Genomic DNA, 22,761 nt, shown 5'->3' with positions numbered 1-22,761 from the left:
GATCCGGCTCAGTCACCCAGCGGCTGCCGATCGGCCCCCCCGCGATGGCTGTCCAGCGCCAACTTGATGCGGCGTAGCCGATCCCTGGACTGGCGTTTATTCGCTATGGCCAGCGCTGTCGCCAGCACGTCCACCATCGCCAGCATGGCGTAGCGCGAGCTGCTGGGTTTGTAGATGTAATCATTTTCCTGCACCACCAACGCCAGCAGCACGTCAGCCTGCGCCGCCAGTGGCGTTCCGGCAGGGGCAATCGCCACCACTTTAGCTCCGTACTGGCGGGCGATGGCGGCACTTTCCACCACTTCCTGCGTGTAGCCGCCCAGTGACAGCGCCACGATCACATCCTGCCTGCTCACCGCCGCCGCCATCATGCGCACCAGCAAGCCATCACTCTGTGCCGTCACCGGTAACCCCAGACGAAACAGCCGGTGCTGTACTTCAGCGGCACAAATGGTCGAGCCGCCGCCCATGCCAATGGCCAGAATTTGCCGCGCGTCGCTGAGCCACTCCACCGCCTTGGCCAGCGCGGCGTCATCGAGGGTCCGCCGATTAATATTCAGGACATTGATAATGCTTTCATAAATCCCCTGAATTCCTTCAAGGTCCGGCTCTTCGTGAATGAAACGTTGCCCCACCGCCAACGACTGCGCCAGCTTGACCTTAAGGTCCCGCACGTCCCGGCAACCCAGCGTTTTGGCGAAGCGCGTGATCGAGGCCTGGCTAACGTTGGCCTGCCGGGCCAATTCGGCAATCGGCAGGGCGGTCACCGTCTCCGCATCATCCAGAATGAATTGTGCGATACGTTTTTCGGTGCTGCTCAGCTCAATAAAACGCTCCGTAATGCGCGAGATAATGTCGATTTCAACACCCATCGCCTGACCTCATAGTGGTTAAATTTTGTCATTTACAATGCAAGAAAACAGTGGAAGACTACACAAAAAACAGTTCTAAAAATGATACTTTGTACCCAACTCACAATAATTAATATTTAAAAATCATTTAAATCAATAATTTTAGTAACGATACTCATTTCAAAAAAGATAGAGCACCTAAAGGATAATGTTATGAAATACCAAACAGATTTCACCGTTACCCACAAGGCCGCCGTGATGCACAGCGCCCCGAACGGTCCGGCTAACCTGCTCAATGAAGATGTCTGCCTGCCGGCCGCCGCCATCAAGCGCAGCAGCCTGGAAAACAATATTACCTGGATGCAAAACTATGCCGATGCGCGCGGCGTCTCTTTAGCCCCACACGGTAAAACCACCATGACGCCGTGGATCTTCCAGCGTCAGGTAGCGCAAGGGGCCTGGGCCATTGGCGTCGGCTCCGCCTGGCAGGCAAAAGTGGCCATGGAAGCCGGCGTACCCCGGGTATTGATGGCGAACCAACTGGTCGGTAAGGCCAATATGCAACTGATCGCCGAACTCAAGGCACAGCACCCCGCTAGCGGTTTCTTTTGCTGTATCGACAGCCTGAACAATGCGCAAACTCTCGCGGCCTTTTTCAGCCAGCGCGGGCAAACGCTGGATGTGTTGGTGGAGTTAGGGGTCCCCGGCGGGCGCTGCGGTTGCCGCAGCGTGGCGCAGGCGCAGCAGCTGGCACAGGAGATAGCCGCGCTGCCGGGTTTGCGTCTGCACGGTATCGAGCTGTATGAAGGCGTGATGCACGGCGACGACGCCCAGAGCAAAATCGAACAATTCCTGCGTGAAGCCGCTGGGCTGCTGCGCAGGCTACACCAGCAAGGTTTGTTGAACGTTGAGCAACCGATCCTGACCGGTGCCGGTTCCTCCTGGTATGACGTGGTTTGTAACGTCTGGAGTGAAGAGGCGCTGCCGGCAAACTGTCGCGTGGTGATCCGCCCCGGCTGCTACATCACCCACGATCAGGGAATTTACCAGGACGCGCAAAATGCGGTGTTGGCCCGTGACAGCTACGCCTGTGATTTGGCGGGGGAATTAACCTCGGCACTGGAACTGGTGGCGCTGGTGCAATCAGTGCCTGAGCCGGGCCGGGTTATCGTCAACTTCGGCAAACGAGATGCCGCCTTCGACGCCGGTCTGCCGCAACCGATAGCCCATTACCGCAACGGGGTTCGCCAGCAAAGCGACACGCAGCACCTGATAACCCATGGCATCATGGATCAGCACGCCATGTTAAGCTGCCCGGCGGAGTTCCCGGTGCAGGTCGGTGATATTCTGGTGTTCGCCACGTCTCACCCGTGTTTGACCTTTGATAAATGGAAAACACTGTTTTTGATTGACGATAATTACAACGTTATAGAAACCATTGAGACATTTTTCTGATAACGGAAAAGGAAGCCTGATGAATAACCTGCCCACCGACAGTCTTTTATCGGTGCAGAATCTTTCCCTGGCCGGCCCAGGGAAAGCCCTTATCGGCCATCAAACCCCGGCAGCGCTCCCGCTCTATTGCCTTGCGCTGGCGATCGCTGGATGGCCTGCTGGCGGGCGTATTGGGCGCCATACTGCTCTCTGCCAGCGATCTGCTCAGCCGAGTCATTACCGCGCCACAGGAACTGCCTATCGGCATTATTACTGCCGGTCTCGGTGGTATTTTCGTGCTGGCTATTTTGCTACGACGAACCCAGTGATCGTCAATTGATACGGTCTTTCTCTAAAGGCCACCAGCCAATCGATTGCGAAAGGGCACAAATCGGCGCTTTAGCGCTTGCAGTGATCAAACGCGCGAGTATAATGCGCGACAATTTGCCAGGAGAAAGCATGAAAAACGACGCTTGTTTTGTTAGCCATAACCGACAAAACCGACTGCCAAGCGGCAGCCAACTGCCGTTGTTTCTCCTGTTGCTAAACCGATCGTTTCAAGCCCCTCGTTGAGGGGCTTTTTTTTGCCTGAAAAGTCCCGCGCCGCGGGCACGAGTCGAGGAGAGTGAAAAATGGCCAACCCGCTGTATCACAAACATATCATCTCTATTAACGATCTCAGCCGCGAGGATCTGGAGCTGGTGCTGCGCACCGCCGCCAGCCTGAAAGCCAATCCACAACCCGAGCTGTTAAAGCACAAGGTGATCGCCAGCTGCTTCTTTGAAGCCTCCACCCGTACCCGCCTGTCGTTTGAAACCTCGATGCACCGTCTGGGCGCTTCGGTGGTGGGCTTCGCCGACGGCAGCAATACCTCGCTCGGCAAGAAAGGTGAAACCCTGGCCGACACCATCTCGGTGATTGGTACCTACGTCGATGCCATCGTGATGCGTCACCCGCAGGAAGGCGCGGCGCGGCTGGCGACCGAGTTCTCCGGCGGTATTCCGGTGCTCAACGCCGGCGACGGTGCCAACCAGCACCCGACCCAGACGCTGCTCGACCTGTTCACCATTCAGGAAACCCAGGGCCGCCTGAACAACATCAATATCGCCATGGTCGGCGACCTGAAATACGGTCGCACCGTACACTCGCTGGCGCAGGCGCTGGCCAAGTTTGAAGGTAACCGCTTCTTCTTCATCGCCCCGGACGCGCTGGCGATGCCAGCCTACATCCTGCAGATGCTGGAAGAGAAAGGCATTCAATACAGCCTGCACAGCAGCATTGAAGAAGTGGTGCCTATGCTTGATATTCTCTACATGACCCGGGTGCAGAAAGAGCGCCTGGATCCTTCCGAATACGCCAACGTGAAAGCGCAGTTCGTACTGCGCGCGGCAGATCTGGCCGGGGCACGTGACAACCTCAAGGTGCTGCACCCGCTGCCGCGCATTGATGAGATCACCACCGACGTGGATAAAACGCCGTACGCCTACTACTTCCAGCAGGCGGGCAACGGCATTTTCGCCCGTCAGGCGCTGTTGGCGCTGGTATTAAACGCAGATTTGGCTCTTTAAGGGGGAACCGTCATGACTCACGATAACAAACTGCAGGTTGAAGCGATCAGGTGCGGTACGGTGATTGACCATATTCCGGCGCAGATAGGTTTTAAGCTGCTGACGCTGTTCAAGCTGACCGCCACCGACCAGCGCATTACCATCGGCCTGAACCTGCCTTCAGGCGAGCTGGGCCGCAAAGACCTGATCAAAATCGAGAACACCTTCCTGACCGAACAACAGGCCAACCAGCTGGCGATGTACGCCCCCAAAGCCACGGTCAACCGCATCGACAATTACGAAGTGGTGCGCAAACTGCCCCTCAGCCTGCCGGGCCATATCGACGGCGTGCTGACCTGCCCGAACAGCAACTGCATCAGCCGTAGTGAGCCGGTGTCCTCCAGCTTTAGCGTGAAATCCCACAACGGCAACGTATATCTGAAGTGCCGCTACTGCGAGAAAGAGTTCGAACATCAGGTGGTGTTGCAGGCAGACTGAAATATGCCTATTGACCGGGAACGGCGCTGTTAATCTGCTCGACACTCCCTATAATGGAATGCCGTAGGGCCGAATTTGTTCGCCCCTACGGCGAGCACACGCAGCCGACCACGCTGCGTTTTGAAAGACAAATGGTATACCCTAAATAATTGGAGTTGCGTCAAGGCGGCAAGGGAACTCATCCCGATGAGCTTACTGTAGTAAGTGATTCGGGTGGGTGAGCGCTGCCAACACAGAGGCAGCTTCAAGTATGACGGGTATATATCAGGAGAAAAAATGTCACGTAACATTAGCACTGAACTCGCCCCGGCAGCCATTGGTCCTTACGTGCAGGGCGTTGATCTGGGCAGCATGATCATCACTTCCGGTCAGATCCCGGTCGATCCTAAAACCGGTGCCGTTGCCGACGACGTGGCCGCTCAGGCACGCCAGTCACTGGAAAACGTTAAAGCAATCGTTGAAGCTGCCGGCCTGAAAGTCGCCGACATCGTGAAAACCACGGTCTTCGTCAAAGACCTGAACGATTTCGCCACCGTTAACGCCGCTTACGAAAGCTTCTTCACTGAGCACAACGCGCCGTTCCCGGCCCGTTCTTGCGTCGAAGTGGCCCGTCTGCCAAAAGACGTGAAAATCGAAATCGAAGCCATCGCCGTTCGTCGTTAATTCCACGACCACACACGCGCCCAACGGTCAGCCATCGGCTGGCCGTTTTTATTTTTCCATGAACCGCACAAGCCGTTCAACGCTGATAGCCGGTATTGGTTTTGACGTGGCGCAGTGGGAAATTTGGGCGGCAAAGACCCGCTTGCAGCCTTTTGCCCTGCTCGACTTCTTCGCCCACCGCCAGCTCACCCATGCTTTGTACCCACGGTGTTGGTGGCTGAAATTGTCAGTGCGCCACAGCCGGAAAACCTGGCGTTACGTTACCTGTTTACCACAGGGGAAAAGCTCAACCCGGTCAGCCTCAGCGGGGTGAGCTACCCGTAGGTGGATTACTACAGCCCGACGGAAGCTACCATCTTCGCCACCTGGAATTTGGTCAGTTGTGCCACTCAACACGCCCCTGCCACTATCGGTCGGCCTGCCGCTCAACGTGGTGATCTACCCGCACGACAGTTTCAGCAGCGCACAACAATACCGCATCACCGAAGATCATCCGCATTTCAACGCCATCCGCAAAGGCTGGGGTGAAGGACTGGTCAGCATTTTTAAACAGTTACCGCCGCTGCAGCTGTAAGTTGTTTTCGGGCTCAGTATACTGAGCCCTAAATCCTCCCTTATTCGATCGCGCAGGCACGCAACAACGCCTCCAGCGGGTAGCCCGCCGCAATCACCACTTCGTCTCTCTCTGCCAGAGGAGCGAAATCCAGCATCAAACCTGTTTTTGCACAGACTGGCATCCATAACGCGTAATGGATGCTACTTCGGCTACTTTTCTTAAAAGGATATCCCCGCCATGTAATGATCGGCTGACATGTTAAAATTCATCAGTTAATCAAACAGGAAAAAGGGTCAAGGATGAGTAAGCGTAACGACATCATTGATGGCCGGGAATATGGCAGTCCCTATGGGTTGATCCGTTTTACACCATAAAAATGGGTAAATTTATTACCTGGCGTATTAAAAGAGGCCGTTCGTATTTCGAACGCCAGAGCATTGCACTTGCGATGATGATGTCGTTGGCCCGAAAATTTGAAGGACTCCAAGCCTCATTCCCAATCAATATCATTACAGACAGTGGATTCAGCGGAGAGGATTTGGTTTCGGATCTGCTGGGCTTTTATCGCGTTGTGTCCATTCAAAATCCCTTTGAAATGTTGCGGCCAGTCAGTAAGGCCCAAGCGCTAAAAAGATGGGATCACTACGGGAAGATCGGCTCCTGGAAAAACGATTCCTTTTCACCACTATTATTCCCCGCCCCTGAGAAGTTCCCCAACGCCAAGCCACGTAGAGGCATTCTGCCGAATTTTATGAAGACAGTCAGACCCTGGAGTGACTTCCATTCCGGAATCGTTGGTATCGCCAGCGCTGATGGCTCATACATTGATAAAGCGAAAGGGGGAACATTACCCTATGCGTAGATCACTTAAGCTACTCAGCGTCGTTGCTATCGTGAGTGCTGCTGCGCTCGCGTATATCTGGCCCTATATGCAGATGGAGTTTGCCGGCAGCGCGCACTATACCGAACAGAATAAACGGGAATATGATTTTTATACGCCCGAGATTCTGAGAAAAATTCCCCGTATTACCCCCGTTATGACTTCGATTTCGCCAACATCACGGGCCCTGCAACGCATGTGTATGCAGTGAAATTTTACGGTGCCGAGGATACCCATAAAATTGACGATTACCTGACATCAATCGGCTACGAACGCCAGGGCAACTGCAATATTGACAATGTATGCTGGCGCGGCACAGATCTCACGGAAACCGTGATGGTAAGAACCTTAAAGAGCGAAAAAGGTGTCATTGTGCAGGTTGTCTACAACTTCACATCATAAAATGACGGTGAATGGCAGCCGAAAAAGCGAATGAATGTGAGCCGACGGGGTGGATCACAGATGCCCTCTCCCATAGCGCAGAGAGGGCTTGAGAGATTACTGCCAGCCGTAACGGCGCACAAACCAGCCTTTCACACACTGGGTCAGCACCATATAACCGCACAGGATCAGCACCAACCATGGGAAGTAGCCGAGGGGTAACGCCTGCAACTGCAGGAAACTGGCCAGCGGCGAGAAGGTCAGGCCGATACCGGTGGCGATCACCAGCAGGGTCATGATGCACAGCGGCCACGAAGGGCGGCTCTGGATAAACGGAATTTTGCGCGTGCGGATCATATGCACAATCAGCGTTTGCGACAGTAGCCCTTCAACGAACCAGCCGGACTGGAACAGCGTCTGCATTTCCGGCGTATTGGCTTTAAACACCCACCACATCAGGCTAAAGGTCAGCACGTCGAAAATCGAACTGATCGGTCCAAAGAACACCATAAAACGCCCAATATCGCCGGAGTTCCAGCGCTGCGGCTGAGTTATCTGATCGTCATCGACGTTGTCGAACGGAATGGCGATCTGCGAAATGTCATACATCAGGTTCTGGATCAGCAGATGCAACGGCAACATCGGCAGGAACGGCAAAAAGGCGCTGGCGATCAGCACGCTGAAAACGTTACCGAAGTTGGAACTGGCAGTCATCTTGATGTACTTGAGCATGTTGGCGAAGGTGCGACGCCCCTCAATCACCCCTTGCTCCAGCACCATCAAGCTTTTTTCCAGCAGGATAATATCCGCGGCTTCCTTGGCTATATCCACCGCAGAATCCACTGAAATCCCGATATCCGCCGCACGCAGCGCCGGAGCATCGTTAATTCCGTCGCCCATAAAGCCGACCACATGACCCTGCTGACGCAGCAGCTTGACGATACGTTCCTTATGCAGCGGCGTCAGCTTGGCGAACACCGTGGTACGCACCGCCGCCTGCGCCAGTTGCCGGTCGTCCATCTGTTCGATCTCACTGCCGCGCAGCACATGATCCGCTGCCAGCCCGACGTCTTTACATACCTTGGCCGCCACCAACTCGTTGTCGCCGGTGAGGATCTTCACCGTCACGCCGCTGTTTTTCAGCGCCGCCAGCGCCGGTTCTGTACTCTCTTTTGGCGGATCGAGGAAGGCCACATAACCTTCGAGGATCAGATCCGATTCGTCGGCCACACCGTATTCATAGACCCGCGCCGGCAGGATCTTGTTGGCCACCGCCACCACCCGCAGCCCCTGCTGGTTGAGATCGTCGGTAACGCGACGAATGCGTGCCAGCAACGTCTCGGTCAGCGGGATCACTTGATCTTCCTGCCGCACATGGCTGCAAATCGCCAGCATCTCTTCCAGCGCGCCCTTGCAGATCAACTCGTGATACTGCGCGTCTTTGGCCACCACCACCGACATCCGGCGGCGTTCAAAATCAAACGGGATCTCATCCACTTTTTGGTAATGCTGCAAGGCTTCCGGCTGTTGGCTCTGCTCCGCGCAGCTCAGCACCGCCACGTCGAGCAGGTTTTTCAACCCGGTCTGGTAGAAGCTGTTCAGCCAGGCGTAATGCAGCACCCGATCGCTGGCGACGCCGAACACGTCGGTATGACGCTCCAGCACGATTTTATCCTGGGTCAGGGTGCCGGTTTTGTCGGTACACAGAATGTCCATGGCGCCAAAGTTCTGAATAGCGTCCAGGCGTTTGACGATCACTTTCTGTTTGGACAGTTTCACCGCCCCTCTGGCCAGGGTAGAAGTGACAATCATCGGCAGCATTTCCGGGGTCAACCCTACCGCCACCGACAGCGCGAACAGCGCCGCTTCCCACCAGTCGCCCTTGGTGTAGCCGTTGATCAGCAGCACAATTGGCGTCATCACCATCATAAAACGGATCAACAACCAACTGACTTTACTGATCCCGCTTTGGAAGGCATTGGGTTGCTGATCCTGACCGATCACGCGCTGCGCCAGTTGGCCGAAATAAGTGTCGCCGCCGGTGCCAATCACCATCGCCAGCGCGGTGCCACTCACCACGTTGGTGCCCATAAAGCACAGGTTTTGGCATTCCAGCGGATCTTCCACCTGTTCGCGCAGCTCGGCGATTTTCTCCACCGGCAGGGACTCACCGGTCAGCGCCGCCTGACTGATAAACAGATCTTTTGCCGACAGCACGCGCAGATCCGCCGGGATCATGTCGCCCGCCGCCAGCTTGATGATGTCGCCCGGCACCAGTTGCGAGATCGGCAGCTCCAGATGCCCGCTTTTACCGGTCAATGCGTCACTACGGATCACCGTGGCGGTATTGCTGACCATCGCCTTCAGCGCATCCGCCGCCTTGTTGGATCGCGCTTCCTGAATGAAATTCAGCAGCGTGGAGATCACCACCATCAGCGCGATCACCAGTGCGCCGGTCAGATCCTCGGTGGCATAAGAAATCATGCCCAGAGCAGTCAACAGCAGGTTGAACGGATTGCGATAGCAGTGCCACAGGTGCTGCCACCAGGCCTCTTGCTGCTGATCGTCAATTACGTTCTCACCGCAGCGTTCGCGTACCCGTTCCGCCTCATGGGCGGTTATGCCTTCCGGATGGCTTTGGAAACGCAGATAAAGCTCGGTGGTGTTCGCGGCTGCGCATTCCAGCCTTTGCTCTGCCAAACCGGCGGGCAACCCCTGCGCTTTGCCGCCAAGGCCGTCCAACAGGCTGTCACGGTGCACCAAACGGCGCGGTAAATTGCGGCTGAGCAGGCCCAGCAGCTGACGGGGGATGTTTTTCAGTTTCATTTTTTTGCACCTCGTCGCCCATTGCCTCACGGCAATGGGTGAACACGAGATCCTCCCCGGCCAGGCTTTCAGACACGCCAAAAAGCCTCTGCCGGGGCAGATCCTTACATTTTTAATAGCAGCAGGAGCGAACGACGGGCGCGCGCTACCGGTTACCGTTTATGACTTCACCGGTAAAACAGCAGCGCAAAGCGGGCAGGTTTTACCGGATCACCGAGTGGGTGTCTAACGGGGTCGGATCGGGATCCATATAGGTGATAACCTCCGGTAAATGAAAAGAACAAACGACAAGAGCGGCCGTTCAGCGCGGTACGTAAATCCCTGCACAGCGCCAAGATCCGTTGCGGAAAATAGGCTATGCTGACGGGCATTCAGCGTAGGCCGCCAGTTTACGCCTTTTAACCTCAATGAAAATTAAACCATGCAAAACCGGCTGACCATCAAGGACATCGCACGCCTGAGCGGCGTAGGTAAATCCACCGTATCACGCGTGTTGAACAACGAAGGCAGCGTGAGCCCGCAGACCCGCGAACGGGTGGAAGCGGTGATCCGTCAGCAGGGGTTCACCCCATCCAAGTCGGCACGCGCCATGCGCGGCCAGAGCGACAAAGTGGTCGGCATTATCGTTTCCCGTCTCGACTCGCCGTCTGAAAACCAGGCAGTACGCACCATGTTGCCGCTGCTCTATCAGCACGGCTTCGATCCTATCGTGATGGAAAGCCAGTTTGAAACCCGCCTGGTGAAAGAGCATCTGCACGTTCTGCAACAGCGCAACGTCGACGGGGTGATCCTATTCGGTTTCACCGATCTTACGGCAGCGATGCTCAGCCCATGGCAGGATAAAATGGTGGTGCTGGCGCGTGAATACGACGGTTTTTCCTCGGTTTGCTACGATGACGACGGCGCCGTGCGGCTGCTGATGGAACGCCTGCAACAACAGGGCCATCGGCATATCGGCTACCTGGGGGTGCAGTTGTCGGATGCCACCACCGGTATGCGCCGCCACCAGGCTTACCTCGACGCCTGTCAGCAACAGCAACTCATCCCAAGCGTGGCATTGGGCGAACTGAGCTATCAGAGTGGTTTCCAACTGGCCGCCTCGGTCATCGACCCGCAAACCACCGCGTTGGTGTGTGCCTCCGACACCATCGCTCTCGGTGCCATCAAATACCTGCAACAGCAGCATATTGCCCCGCTGCAGGTGTGCGGTATCGGTAATACCCCGCTGCTTAACTTCTTGTTCCCCGAAACTTTTTCGGTTGATCTGGGCTACGGCACGGCCGGGCTGCAGGCCGCCCAACAGCTGCTGGGGCAGCTCAGCGGCGAACAAGGCATCCGCCAGATTATCGTGCCAAGCCAACTCGCCTGAAGGCGGGTTGGTTGTTTAGCTCCCCATATCCTTCAGCCTGAAATCCCCTGTTGATACTCACACCCAGTGAGCGTCACTTCATCGCTATTTTGTATCCGCCACCACACAACAAAGGGTGACGTTTTCTGCTTGCTGCTTTCGGTTCGCATAGATAGATTCCTGATTATCCATACAGTTCTTTCTGTATGGATAGCCAACAAAAAAGGAACGTTATCATGGCTGAAGAAAAGGAAAATAATCAGATTAATAGTAAGCCCCTCTACGTCTATCTTGGCAACGGGAAATTCTTGTTTAACTCACAAACCAAAGCCTGCTATCTGGCGAAAATTGGCAGCTCCTGGAGCTGGGTGATGGATCGGGGGGATAAAAATGGCGTGGCAGCCTGTATGGCCATACCAAAAGAAATCGCTGCCGCCCTATCTACACTGACCGGTGCGATGGCCTGCCCGGTCTTTACGCCGGATAGCCTCGCGGCGGCAGAAGCTGCGCTGCGTGCGCCGGGCACTATGATGTTGGGCCGTTATCCGGGGATGGTGCAGTTGTCCGTGGCAGGCAGTGGCGTTGTTGAAGGAAGCGACAGCTTACTGAAGTTCCTTGCCAGGTGCTGGGCCGAACTCCGGCGGATAGCGACGGTGAACACATTAGGCTCCGGTTTTGGTGTTCTGGTGATGGGCTTCTGGCCTCGCGATGTCGGGTTAGACAGTGACAGGGTTCCCGGGCGGGATGTTCCGGTGTTGTTCTCCTACCCAGTGAGTGCCGTGGTGGGAGGCTCCCCAGGGCTGCAACCGGGCGCTGACAGCGTTGAGATGCCGGTGCGGGGACGGCTGGTGATGGAGAACGGCCATCTGGCACTGCAACTGCTGAGCACCGGCAACTCGGGCGTGCCTAAAGCGGTACAGGTACTGACGCCAGTACGTGACCAGGCGAGCGGGTTGGACAGGATCACGGTGCCGGCAGTGGCGGGCGCGCCATCGCGAACCATTCTGATTAACCCGGCGCCAGTCAAACCACCAACCCCGCCGACCACCGGTAATCCGGCTCCCGTTCCGACCACGCCAGTGCATACCGGCACGGTAATCAAACCGGTTGAGAACATTGTGACCACCACCACACCGGTGGCTGAATGGGACGGTTTCCAGGACTTTATCTACTGGCAGCCTAACGCCAGCGGCACCGGCGTTGAAGCTATCTATGTGATGCTCAGTGAGCCGTTGGACTCTGGCCGCTTTACCCGCAAGCAGTTGGACAAGAAATTTAAGCACGCCAGTGATTTTGGTATTGCCGATACAAAAAAAAATAGAGTAACGTTGACTCAATATCGTGATGCAGTTGAAGCACACTTAAAGGATAGAGACACTGTGGAAAAAGGAACTTATCGACGGGAAAAGGGATCTAAGGTGTTCTTTAATACTAAAACAAACAATGTCGTCGTTCTCGATAAGGATGGCGAGTTTGTTTCTGGATGGAATTTAATTCCTGGTTCACCACAATATAACGGATATATTAACACAGGAGTTTTATAATGAGTCTAAAGTTAATTGAGTTGGCCAAAAGGCTAGTATCATCGCAATTAACTGCTGATGATTTCGAGTCACAATTCTTTAAGTTATGGAGAGAAGAAGGGAAGGCAGGACTGTTAGCCAAAGATAGTAAAGATGTTGGTGAGTGTGCATCTGAGATTTTTATCCTTGCTGACTGCTATACTTCCAATCCAGAACGAAGAGAAAGTGAATTGGACTCTGATGGGTTAAAGAGAGAAGTAAAAGAGACCCTGGAAAAATTTCACCTAATTTAATCCATCGATCTTTCTTATAACTCTATCTTAACCAAAGCCCAACAAACTCTCACTTGTTGGGCTTTTTATTAATACCGTCGTATTACTCTATCTATTTACCTGTACCATCAATATTCCATGAAGAGATAAATGGATGATATATCAGCACTACCCCTCACGGCCGCCCTTCATAGCCATCCCAGTAGGTGGCCACGGCGGAATCCAGCAGGATCTGGCGTTGTTTCTGCGGGTTATCCACGGAATATTCCTGATTGATAAATTTCCCCTTCCGCCCCAAATCACTGAGGAATTCAGGACTGCGGAAATGGGCTTCCTGCTGCTCTGCCTGCTGGCGCGTCAATCCCTTGGCCCGATCGGCTTTCCCCATTTGATAAAACTGGTCAAAGAACGGAATAGAGGCTTTTATCGAGTCCGGAATTTGGGTTCGCATTTCTGGGGAAAAATCCTCTCGCGCCATTTGATAAATCGCATGCCGGGCATGGCGTTCCGGGCTGCTTTTTTGGCTGGTACAGGCACTCAGCAACAGCGCGGTGAAAACCATAAGGATCCGGGGCAATGTCAACGTCATCATTCTTCCTTGAAAAAGTACGTGGTAGCGACGCTCATATAACGTATTGGACTAACGAGTCGCGCTAATTTCAATCAACTTATTGATTGTTAAGGGTGACAGTATAGCCGCCAATCCGCTAGTTCAAGATAATATTTCCGGATGTTTCGGCCGTCTCGCAAAATTCCCTGCTGTATAAATGGTCATTTTTTTATCGTTTTGTGATCCTCGCCCCAAACCGGGAACGTTCCCATTCCATAAAAAAAGCGGAGTGACTAAGCTTTGATCATTACTCCAACAACACCTCTGCGGCAGTCCCATACCAAGAAAGGTATCTAATAATGAGCAAAGTAAAACAGCAGGATATCGATCGCCTGATTGTGTTGGTGGGCGGGCGCGAGAATATCGCTACCGTCAGCCACTGCATTACCAGGCTGCGTTTTGTTCTCAATGACCCAGCTCTGGCCAAACCGAATGAAATCGAAGAGCTGCCAATGGTCAAAGGCTGCTTCACCAACGCCGGGCAGTTCCAGGTGGTGATCGGCCCCGAGGTCGGGGATTACTACCAGGCCCTGATCGCCACCACCGGCGTTAATGAAGCCGATAAAGAGCAGGCCAAGGTCGCAGCACGCCAGAACATGACCTGGAGCGAACGCGCCATCTCGCACTTCGCCGAAATCTTCTTCCCCCTGCTGCCTGCTTTAATCAGCGGCGGTTTGATCCTCGGTTTCCGCAACGTCATTGGCGACATCCCGATGTCCGGCGGCCAAACGCTGGCGCAGATGCATCCGGCGTGGAAAACCATCTACGACTTCCTGTGGCTGCTCGGTGAAGCCATCTTCATGTTCTTGCCGGTCGCCATTTGCTGGTCAACGGTAAAAAAAATGGGCGGCACACCGGTACTCGGCATCGTGCTGGGCGTCACGCTGGTTTCACCACAGTTGATGAACTCCTATCAGCTCGGTCAGCAGATCCCGGAGGTGTGGAACTTCGGCTGGTTCACCATTCAGAAAGTCGGCTATCAGGCACAGGTGATCCCTTCCATGCTGGCCGGTATGGCGTTGGGCTGGATTGAGACCCGCTTGAAAAAGATCGTGCCCGATTACCTGTATCTGGTGGTGGTGCCGGTAGTTTCCCTGCTGCTGGCGGTGTTCCTGGCGCACGCGTTTATCGGGCCATTCGGCCGTATGATTGGCGATGGCGTAGCCTGGGCGGTGAAAGCCGTGATGACCGGCAGCTTCGCCCCTATTGGGGCCGCGTTGTTTGGTTTCCTGTATGCACCGCTGGTGATTACCGGCGTGCATCAGACCACGCTGGCCATAGATATGCAGATGATCCAAAGCATGGGCGGCACCCCGGTCTGGCCACTGATTGCGCTGTCCAACATTGCGCAGGCCTCGGCGGTGTTGGGCATCATTATTGTCAGCCGCAAGGCCAACGAGCGTGAAATCTCGGTGCCAGCGGCCATCTCCGCCTACCTCGGCGTCACCGAACCAGCGATGTACGGGATCAACCTGAAATACCGCTTCCCAATGCTGTGCGCAATGATCGGCTCCGCCTTTGCCGGGCTGATCTGCGGCCTGGACGGCGTGATGGCTAACGGTATCGGCGTCGGTGGTTTGCCGGGCATTCTGTCAATCAAACCGCAGTTCTGGATGATTTACACGGTGGCGATCCTGGTGGCGGTGGTGATCCCGCTGGTACTGACCATCATGGTTTACAAACGCAAGGCCAGCCGCGGTGAGCTGCCGGTCTGATTGAAATGTAGGGGCCTGGTGCGCCGGGCCTGTTAAGGTATTTATATGAGCAATCCAATCCCCTGGTGGCAGAACGGCGTCATCTATCAAATCTATCCGAAGAGTTTTCAGGACAGCACCGGTAACGGCTACGGCGATCTGGCCGGTGTGACGCAGCGGCTGGACTATCTGCAGGAACTGGGCATCGACGCCATCTGGCTGACGCCGGTGTATGTCTCACCGCAGGTGGACAACGGGTATGACGTGGCAGACTACTGCGCCATCGACCCCGCCTACGGCACCATGGAGGATTTCGACCGCCTGATTGCCGCCGCCCACCAACGCAGCATCCGCATCGTGATGGACATGGTGTTCAACCACACTTCGACCGAGCACCCGTGGTTCAAAGCCTCGCAGGATCCTGACAGCCCGTTCCGCCAGTTTTATGTCTGGCGCGACGGCGAAGGCGACGTCCTGCCGAACAACTGGCGCTCCAAGTTTGGCGGCAACGCCTGGCAGTGGCACGCCGACAGCGGCCAGTATTATCTGCACCTGTTCGCCACCGAGCAGGCGGATCTCAACTGGGAGCACCCACCGGTACGCGCAGAGTTGAAGAAGGTTTGTCAGTTCTGGGCCGACAAAGGCGTCGACGGTCTGCGCCTCGACGTGATCAATCTGGTCTCCAAGCAGCAGGATTTCCCGTCCGACAGCCAGGGTGATGGCCGCCGTTTCTACACCGATGGCCCACGCATTCATGAATTTTTGCAGGAAATGAGCCGCGACGTGTTCCAGCCGCGTGGCCTGATGACCGTCGGTGAAATGTCCTCCACCACGTTGGAACATTGCCGGCAGTACGCGGCGCAAAGCGGCGAAGAGCTGTCGATGACCTTCAACTTCCACCACCTGAAGGTGGACTATGCCGATGGCGAAAAATGGACGCTGGCGGCGCCGGATTACGTCGAACTCAAACAGATTTTCCGCCACTGGCAACAGGGGATGCATAACCAGGCGTGGAACGCGCTGTTCTGGTGTAACCACGATCAGCCGCGCATCGTTTCACGCTTCGGTGATGAGGGTGAACTACGGGTGCCGGCCGCCAAGATGCTGGCGATGGCGCTGCATGGCATGCAGGGCACGCCTTATATTTATCAGGGCGAAGAGATCGGCATGACCAATCCGGGCTTTAACGCCATAGAACAGTATCGCGATGTGGAAAGTCTGAACATGTACGCCGAACTCAGTGCGCAGGGGAAAAGTGACGCCGAGCTGCTGGCGATCCTGGCCAGCAAATCACGCGATAACGGCCGCACGCCAATGCAGTGGAGCTGCGCGCCAAACGCCGGTTTCACCCAGGGCACGCCGTGGATCAGTTGTGCGGAAAACTACCCGCAGATCAACGCCGAAGCGGCGCTGGCCGATCTGGATTCGGTGTTTTACGCCTATCGCCAGTTAATCACCCTGCGCAAGCAGTATCCGCTGCTGACTCACGGTGACTATCAGGATCTGGCCCCTGCCCACCCGGCGCTGTGGTGCTACCAACGTCGTTGGAACGGTCAACGCCTGCTGGTGGCGGCCAACCTCAGTCGCGAGCCGCTGGCCTGGCAGGCAGAAGGCGTCGAGCCTTCTGTTTTGTGGCGGCCGCTGATGAGCAACTACGCCGATGCACCTGCCCAGCCGCAGGCCACCACCCTGCGACCGTTCGAAGCGGTGTGGTGGTTGCTGGAAGACTAATGCTGTCGGGGCGTGGCTTGCCGCGCCCTACAGTTTTTTCAGCAGTGCCGCCACGCCGGCAGCCTCTTGTGCCAGACGCTCCTCACTGATATCAAACACCCCCTGAACCAGATACGGCGACAGGTAATCCATGCCGGTCAGGTTGGCCATCGCATGGAATGGGCGCAGCAAATCTGCCACCGGATAGCGGTTATAACCTTCTGGCGTATAAGCCTGCTGATTGCCGCCGGTAGTGACCACCAGTTGCAGCGGTTTGCCCTGCAGTTTAGTGCCTTCGCTACCGTAGGCGAAACCGTGGGTTAATACCGCATCCTGCCATTCGCTGAGGATCGCCGGGGAACTGTACCAGTAGAACGGGAACAGCATCACTACCGCATCATGACCCTGTAGCAACTCCTGCTCACGCGCCACGTCGATTTGATAGTCCGGGTAAGCTCGCATCAGCTCATGAACAGTCACGTTTGGCAAAGGACGTAGCGCTTCTATCAACGCTTTGTTGATACGTGAATCATCGGGAAAACGGTGGGCGGTTAAGACTAAAATGCGCGACATAAGAGATCCTTGATTAAAATTTGATAACGCATTTTTCCATTTCCCACGCACCGGGTGTAGGCTGTTGGTTGTCACTTTAATTTCAACTGAAAGTATCAACCATCATGTCGCTTCCCTTTGATGTCCACCGTCTGCTGCCGGCATTTCTTGCCGCCGCCCAGGCGCAGAACTTTTCCGCCGCCGCACGCCAGCTGGGTGTCACGCCGGCGGCCATCAGCAAAAATATCCGCGTGCTGGAAGAAAAGCTGGCGCTGCGGTTGTTCCAGCGCAACACCCACAACGTGGTACTGACCGACGAAGGGAAGGCGCTGTTACAGCAAGTGGCCCCCTTATGGCAGGCACTGTCCGCCACGCTGGAAACCGCCGGCAGCCCGCAGCAAACCCCTTCCGGCACGGTACGCGTCAGCATGATCCCCGGTTTCGGCCGCCAGATGCTGATGCCGTTGATCCCGCAGTTCCTTGAGCGCTACCCGCAGATCGACCTGGATCTTTCGCTGGATGCACGAGTGGTCAATCTGGTGGGGGAAGGCTTTGATGTGGGGATTGGCAGCCGGGTCGACCCCGACAGCCGGTTGGTGGCGCGATCCTTGTACCCGATGCAGATGGTGCTGGCGGCCTCGCCCGGTTATCTGGCGCAACATGGCATGCCGCAGGATCCGCCAGATCTGTTGCAGCACAACTGCCTGTTGCACCGCAACCCGGCCACCGGTCGCAGTGTAAAATGGCCGTTGCAACAGCACGGCGAAGCCAAAACGCTGGAGCTGCAGGGCCGTCTGGTTGCCAGCCGCCCGGAGATGCTGCTGGATGCGGCTCTGGCCGGGCTGGGCATCGTCTGCCTGGCGCGCTGGTATACGGAGCCTCATTTTGCACAAGGCACCCTGCAGCCGGTGCTGGCGGATTGCTGGCCGCGGCCGACCCAGCTCTGGTTGTATTATGCCTCCGCCGATCTGCCGCCACGGGTGCGCGTCTGGGTTGAGTTCCTGCTCGAGCATTTCCGTCACCGCCCGGCCTGATTTTTCAGGCCAAAAATTCAGGCTTGTACAGCTAACGCCCGCTCTTTCCATTTCCTTGTTCTACGTCAAAAGAATCTCGCCAATATCTATATATAGTGTGTTGAGAAACACTAGAACCCATATATAGTATTTATCCACAAAATCATCCACACGTCGCCTCAGCCCTTGTGCGCTGCGGCATTGCCCTGTGGATAAGCCGAAATCATACCGATACCCAACGGCTTTTAGCCTGCCGGGCATCTGCGCTCCCTCGGGGAACAAGGAGTAACAACGTGAAACCAGTAGTGATTAAACGGGACGGTTGTCAGGTACCTTTTGACGAGGCACGTATTGGGCAAGCTATCGAGCGCGCCGCGCTGGCCGTCGGTATTGTCAATGCCGACTACTGCGCTACCGTCGCCCGCGTAGTCGCTCAACGGATGTCACAGCAGCAGCGCGTTGATATCCATGAAATTCAGCAGGCGGTAGAAAATCAGCTGATGGCCGGTGAATACAAGCAGCTGGCCCGCGCCTATATTGAATATCGACACGATCGCGACGTAGCGCGTGAACTGCGCGGTCGGCTGAACCAGGAGATCCGTGGCCTGGTGGAGCAAAGCAACATGGCGCTGCTGAACGAAAACGCCAACAAGGACAGCAAAGTGATCCCCACCCAGCGCGATCTGCTGGCCGGGATCGTCGCCAAGCATTATGCCAAGCAACACATCCTGCCGCGTGACGTAGTGCTGGCCCACGAGCGCGGCGAAATCCACTACCACGATCTCGATTACTCACCCTTCTTCCCGATGTTCAACTGCATGTTGATCGACCTGAAAGGCATGCTGACTAACGGCTTCAAGATGGGCAACGCCGAGATCGAACCTCCGAAGTCTATCTCTACCGCCACTGCGGTCACCGCCCAGATCATTGCGCAGGTTGCCAGCCATATTTATGGCGGCACCACCATTAACCGCATCGACGAGATCCTGGCACCGTTCGTCAGCGAAAGCTTCACCAAACATCGGCAGGTCGCCGAACAATGGCAGATCCCGGATGCGCAAGGCTACGCCATGGCACGCACCGAGAAAGAGTGTTACGACGCCTTCCAGTCGCTGGAATATGAAGTCAACACCCTGCACACCGCCAACGGGCAGACGCCGTTCGTGACCTTCGGTTTTGGCCTGGGCACCAGCTGGGAATCACGGATGATCCAGCGTTCAATCCTGCAAAATCGCATCGCAGGGCTGGGCAAGAACCGCAAGACGGCAGTATTCCCCAAACTGGTGTTCGCCATCCGCGACGGCCTTAATCACCAATACGGCGATCCGAACTACGACATCAAGCAGCTGGCACTGGAGTGCGCCAGCAAGCGCATGTACCCGGACATCCTCAATTACGATCAGGTGGTGAAAGTCACCGGCTCGTTCAAAACCCCGATGGGCTGCCGCAGCTTCCTCGGTACTTATGAAGAAGATGGCGAACTGGTGCACGACGGCCGCAACAATATCGGCGTGATCAGCCTGAACCTGCCGCGCATTGCGCTAGAAGCGGTCGGGGATGAAAGCCGCTTCTGGCAGTTGCTTGACCAACGTTTGCTGTTGGCGAAAAAGGCGCTGATGACGCGCATCGCCCGGCTGGAAGGCATCAAGGCCAGGGTCGCGCCAATCCTGTATATGGAAGGTGCCTGCGGTGTACGCCTGAAGGCGGACGACAATATCGCCGACATCTTTAAAAATGGCCGCGCGTCAATCTCGCTGGGTTATATCGGCCTGCATGAAACCATCAACGCACTGTTCGGTGACCAACGGCACGTCTACGACGACGAAGCACTGCGCGCCAAGGCGGTTGCCATTGTTGCCCGCCTGCGGGCCGCCACCGACAGTTGGAAAGAAGAGACCGGTTATGGCTTCGGCCTGTACAGCACGCCGAGCGAGAACCTGTGCGACCGCTTCTGCCGGTTGGATACCGCCGATTTCGGCGTGGTGCCGGGCGTCACCGACAAAGGCTATTACACCAACAGCTTCCATCTCGACGTGGAGAAAAAGGTTAATCCTTACGACAAGTTGGATTTTGAAGCGCCTTACCCCCCATTGGCCAACGGCGGTTTCATCTGTTACGGCGAATACCCGAACCTGCAGCACAACCTGAAAGCGCTGGAAGATGTGTGGGATTACAGCTACAGCCGCGTACCTTATTACGGTACCAATACGCCAATTGATGAGTGCTACGAGTGCGGCTTTACCGGTGAGTTTGCCTGTACCAGCAAGGGCTTTACCTGCCCGAAATGCGGCAATCACGAACCGTCCAAGGTCTCCGTCACTCGCCGGGTATGTGGTTACCTCGGCAGTCCGGACGCCAGGCCGTTCAACGCCGGTAAGCAGGAAGAAGTGAAACGTCGGGTGAAACACCTCGGCAACGGGCAGCTCGGCTGAAAAACGCCGTGCAGCCTATGCAGAAGCCTGTTCATCAGGCGTGATTGTCGCAACCAGTTTGCCTTCGGCCAGCGCGCACAAACCGGAGCGTACACGCAGTACGTGAGGATATTATTCGCGTTGCTCACCCTACGGGCCGCCCTCTATGAGGGCGTTCAAAATGCATGCATTTTGTGAACACTACCCGGAGGCAAAATGGCCAGTAAAATAGCCTGATGGGCAGGCCTCAGATGAATTATCACCAGTACTACCCTATCGATGTGGTCAACGGCCCCGGCACCCGCTGCACGCTGTTTGTTGCCGGTTGCGTACACCAGTGCCCCGGTTGCTACAACAAAAGCACCTGGCGGCTCAACTCCGGCCAGCCTTTTACCCAGGCGATGGAAGACCAGTTGATTGCCGATCTGAACGATACGCGCGTGCCGCGCCAGGGGCTGTCGCTCTCCGGCGGGGATCCGCTGCATCCGGCCAATATCACGGCGGTGCTGCAATTGGTGAAAAGGGTACATGCCGAGTGCCCCGGCAAGGATATCTGGCTATGGACCGGTTACCGACTGGCGGAGCTGGATGAACAGCAAATGCAGGTGGTGGATCGGATTAACGTGCTGATTGACGGCAAGTTTGTGCAGGATTTAAAAGACCCGGCGCTGATTTGGCGCGGCAGCGCCAATCAGGTGGTGCATAAGCTGCGTTGATCATCCCCTCACCCCGGCCTCTCCCCAAGAGAGGGAGATGCCACGTCCACCTACACCAGCCCCATCCCCACCACGCCGGTCAGTGCGCCGCACAGCGCCACCAGCGCGGCGGTCAGGCACAGAGCCTTGGCGGAAAAGGCTTTGTTCAGCATCAGCAATGAAGGCAGGCTGACCGCTGGCAGGGTCATCAGCAGCGCCAGCGCCGGGCCGGTGCCCATGCCCGCCAGCATCATGGTCTGCACAATCGGGATTTCCGCTGCGGTGGGGATCACGAACAGGCAACCGGCGATCGCCAGCCCAATAATCCACAGCAGGCTGTTGTCTATCGCGCCGTCAGCATGCGGGAACAGCCACACGCGTGCCGCGCCCAGCGCCAGTACCGCCAGAATGTAGATCGGAATGGTCGACCAAAACAGCGACCACAGCGCCCTTAGCCAGCGGCTAAAAAAGGGCTGCGCCCCGGTTTTTTCCAGCGGTATCACCGGCATTTGCAGTGCGGCGGGTTGCGGGTCGTTGGCGGTCGCGCGTTGCACCAGCCAGGCAATGCCCAACACCATAATCACCCCAGCCACCAGCCGAATAGCGGCAAACTGCCAGCCAAGCACGAAGCCCATAAAAATCAGCGTCGCCGGGTTCAGCACCGGGTTACTTAGCCAGAATGCCATCGCCGCACCACTGGATACCGACTGACGGCGTAACCCGGCGGCAACTGGTGCCGCACAGCAGGTACACATCATGCCCGGCAGTGCGATCGCCGCGCCGAGCAAGGTGCCGGAGAAACGCGGGTGGCCCAGGGTGCGCACCAACCAGTCGCGTGGGATTAACACCTGCACCAGCGAGCCCAATACCACGCCGAGCACCGCCGCCTTCCACACCGCGGTGAAATAGACCAGTGCATAGTGCCAGGCTGCCAACCAGGGGCTGCTGTCGCCATTAGCCAGTATCGATTTGCCGATCGAGTGAGTATCCGCCGCCAGAAAAGCCTTGCCGTAATAGGGTTGCCATTTGACGTAGTAGAGGCCAACGGCCACCACCAGCAGAAACAGGATCGGTTTCCACAGCGGCCAGGGGCGGCTGCGGTGTTCGGTTGCGGTCAGAGGCTGTGGCATGGGGTTGGCTCGGTTCGGTGAACAATGACGTCAGCTTAGCGCGCCGCAGCCCCGAGCGCATCATCAGCCTGTCCCAAATAGTTCATCTGTTCGCCACTGACGCGTAACCAGATTGTCATTTAACCCCGGCAGAATAACGCCAACTTCACCAAAGGGTACAGACCATG

Annotated in this window: 17 protein-coding genes and 3 pseudogenes; 15 read left to right on the top strand and 5 right to left on the bottom strand. The window is 56.2% G+C overall.

The window, feature by feature from the left end:
- Nucleotides 1–8: 8 nt before the first annotated feature.
- A complete protein-coding gene (locus ACUTQ5_RS10610) occupies nucleotides 9–872 on the bottom strand; it encodes a MurR/RpiR family transcriptional regulator (protein WP_445651214.1) in 864 nt (287 codons plus the stop codon).
- A 192-nt stretch (nucleotides 873–1,064) separates the two neighbouring features.
- On the opposite strand from ACUTQ5_RS10610, the gene ACUTQ5_RS10605 reads away from it, so the two are divergent.
- The 7 genes and pseudogenes from ACUTQ5_RS10605 to ACUTQ5_RS10575 form a co-directional block, all read left to right on the top strand.
- On the top strand, nucleotides 1,065–2,306 hold the full coding sequence (locus ACUTQ5_RS10605) for an amino acid deaminase (RefSeq protein WP_445651213.1): 1,242 nt from the start codon (nucleotides 1,065–1,067) through the stop codon (nucleotides 2,304–2,306).
- A gap of 158 nt (nucleotides 2,307–2,464) precedes the next feature.
- Nucleotides 2,465–2,614 (top strand): annotated as a pseudogene (locus ACUTQ5_RS10600) (iron chelate uptake ABC transporter family permease subunit); the annotation flags it as partial.
- A gap of 303 nt (nucleotides 2,615–2,917) precedes the next feature.
- The gene (pyrB, locus tag ACUTQ5_RS10595) at nucleotides 2,918–3,853 is read left to right on the top strand and encodes an aspartate carbamoyltransferase (RefSeq protein WP_445651212.1); all 936 of its coding nucleotides are present in this window, start codon (nucleotides 2,918–2,920) and stop codon (nucleotides 3,851–3,853) included.
- 12 nt (nucleotides 3,854–3,865) lie between these two features.
- Nucleotides 3,866–4,330, top strand: coding sequence for an aspartate carbamoyltransferase regulatory subunit (gene pyrI, locus ACUTQ5_RS10590; RefSeq protein WP_445651211.1), 465 nt, complete (start codon nucleotides 3,866–3,868; stop codon nucleotides 4,328–4,330).
- A 276-nt stretch (nucleotides 4,331–4,606) separates the two neighbouring features.
- Entirely contained in the window at nucleotides 4,607–4,993 is a 387-nt protein-coding gene (gene ridA, locus ACUTQ5_RS10585; RefSeq protein WP_012004999.1) for a 2-iminobutanoate/2-iminopropanoate deaminase, read from the top strand.
- 406 nt (nucleotides 4,994–5,399) lie between these two features.
- A pseudogene (locus ACUTQ5_RS10580) lies at nucleotides 5,400–5,567 on the top strand (peptidase); the annotation flags it as partial.
- 340 nt (nucleotides 5,568–5,907) lie between these two features.
- Nucleotides 5,908–6,411, top strand: a pseudogene (locus ACUTQ5_RS10575) (hypothetical protein); the annotation flags it as partial.
- A gap of 516 nt (nucleotides 6,412–6,927) precedes the next feature.
- On the opposite strand, the gene mgtA reads toward ACUTQ5_RS10575, so the two are convergent.
- A complete protein-coding gene (gene mgtA / locus ACUTQ5_RS10570) occupies nucleotides 6,928–9,636 on the bottom strand; it encodes a magnesium-translocating P-type ATPase (RefSeq protein ID WP_445651210.1) in 2,709 nt (902 codons plus the stop codon).
- Between the two features lie 421 nt (nucleotides 9,637–10,057).
- On the opposite strand from mgtA, the gene treR reads away from it, so the two are divergent.
- The 3 genes from treR (at nucleotide 10,058) to ACUTQ5_RS10555 (ending at nucleotide 12,800) form a co-directional block, all read left to right on the top strand.
- Entirely contained in the window at nucleotides 10,058–11,005 is a 948-nt protein-coding gene (gene treR / locus ACUTQ5_RS10565) for a trehalose operon repressor TreR (RefSeq protein ID WP_445651209.1), read from the top strand.
- A 215-nt stretch (nucleotides 11,006–11,220) separates the two neighbouring features.
- Complete coding sequence (locus ACUTQ5_RS10560) at nucleotides 11,221–12,528, top strand: S-type pyocin domain-containing protein (protein WP_445651208.1); 1,308 nt, start codon at nucleotides 11,221–11,223, stop codon at nucleotides 12,526–12,528.
- On the top strand, nucleotides 12,528–12,800 hold the full coding sequence (locus ACUTQ5_RS10555) for a colicin immunity domain-containing protein (protein ID WP_445651207.1): 273 nt from the start codon (nucleotides 12,528–12,530) through the stop codon (nucleotides 12,798–12,800). The genes ACUTQ5_RS10560 and ACUTQ5_RS10555 overlap by 1 nt, the downstream gene beginning before the upstream one ends.
- Before the next feature lie 154 nt (nucleotides 12,801–12,954).
- On the opposite strand, the gene ACUTQ5_RS10550 is transcribed toward ACUTQ5_RS10555, so the two are convergent.
- A complete protein-coding gene (locus ACUTQ5_RS10550; protein ID WP_445651206.1) occupies nucleotides 12,955–13,341 on the bottom strand; it encodes an Exc2 family lipoprotein in 387 nt (128 codons plus the stop codon).
- 347 nt (nucleotides 13,342–13,688) lie between these two features.
- On the opposite strand from ACUTQ5_RS10550, the gene treB reads away from it, so the two are divergent.
- Complete coding sequence (gene treB, locus ACUTQ5_RS10545; RefSeq protein ID WP_445651205.1) at nucleotides 13,689–15,104, top strand: PTS trehalose transporter subunit IIBC; 1,416 nt, start codon at nucleotides 13,689–13,691, stop codon at nucleotides 15,102–15,104.
- A gap of 45 nt (nucleotides 15,105–15,149) precedes the next feature.
- Entirely contained in the window at nucleotides 15,150–16,814 is a 1,665-nt protein-coding gene (gene treC, locus ACUTQ5_RS10540; RefSeq protein ID WP_445651204.1) for an alpha,alpha-phosphotrehalase, read from the top strand.
- Nucleotides 16,815–16,841: 27 nt separating this feature from the next.
- On the opposite strand, the gene ACUTQ5_RS10535 is transcribed toward treC, so the two are convergent.
- Nucleotides 16,842–17,366 carry an NAD(P)H-dependent oxidoreductase gene (locus ACUTQ5_RS10535; protein WP_445651203.1) on the bottom strand — a complete coding sequence of 175 codons (525 nt, stop codon included), beginning with the start codon at nucleotides 17,364–17,366 and terminating at the stop codon, nucleotides 16,842–16,844.
- A gap of 104 nt (nucleotides 17,367–17,470) precedes the next feature.
- On the opposite strand from ACUTQ5_RS10535, the gene ACUTQ5_RS10530 reads away from it, so the two are divergent.
- The 3 genes from ACUTQ5_RS10530 to nrdG all read left to right on the top strand — a co-directional run bounded on the left by ACUTQ5_RS10530 (nucleotide 17,471) and on the right by nrdG (nucleotide 21,485).
- Nucleotides 17,471–18,379, top strand: a complete 909-nt coding sequence (locus tag ACUTQ5_RS10530; RefSeq protein WP_445651202.1) for a LysR family transcriptional regulator — start codon at nucleotides 17,471–17,473, stop codon at nucleotides 18,377–18,379.
- 272 nt (nucleotides 18,380–18,651) lie between these two features.
- On the top strand, nucleotides 18,652–20,790 hold the full coding sequence (gene nrdD, locus ACUTQ5_RS10525; RefSeq protein ID WP_445651201.1) for an anaerobic ribonucleoside-triphosphate reductase: 2,139 nt from the start codon (nucleotides 18,652–18,654) through the stop codon (nucleotides 20,788–20,790).
- A 230-nt stretch (nucleotides 20,791–21,020) separates the two neighbouring features.
- Nucleotides 21,021–21,485, top strand: coding sequence for an anaerobic ribonucleoside-triphosphate reductase-activating protein (nrdG, locus tag ACUTQ5_RS10520; protein ID WP_445651200.1), 465 nt, complete (start codon nucleotides 21,021–21,023; stop codon nucleotides 21,483–21,485).
- Between the two features lie 50 nt (nucleotides 21,486–21,535).
- Here the strand turns inward: nrdG and ACUTQ5_RS10515 are convergent, their stop codons facing one another.
- Complete coding sequence (locus ACUTQ5_RS10515) at nucleotides 21,536–22,594, bottom strand: permease (protein ID WP_445651199.1); 1,059 nt, start codon at nucleotides 22,592–22,594, stop codon at nucleotides 21,536–21,538.
- Nucleotides 22,595–22,761 lie beyond the last annotated feature (167 nt).

It is taken from the genome of Serratia sp. NA_112.1, assembly GCF_052691715.1.
This window is presented reverse-complemented; position numbering and strand designations above follow the sequence as displayed.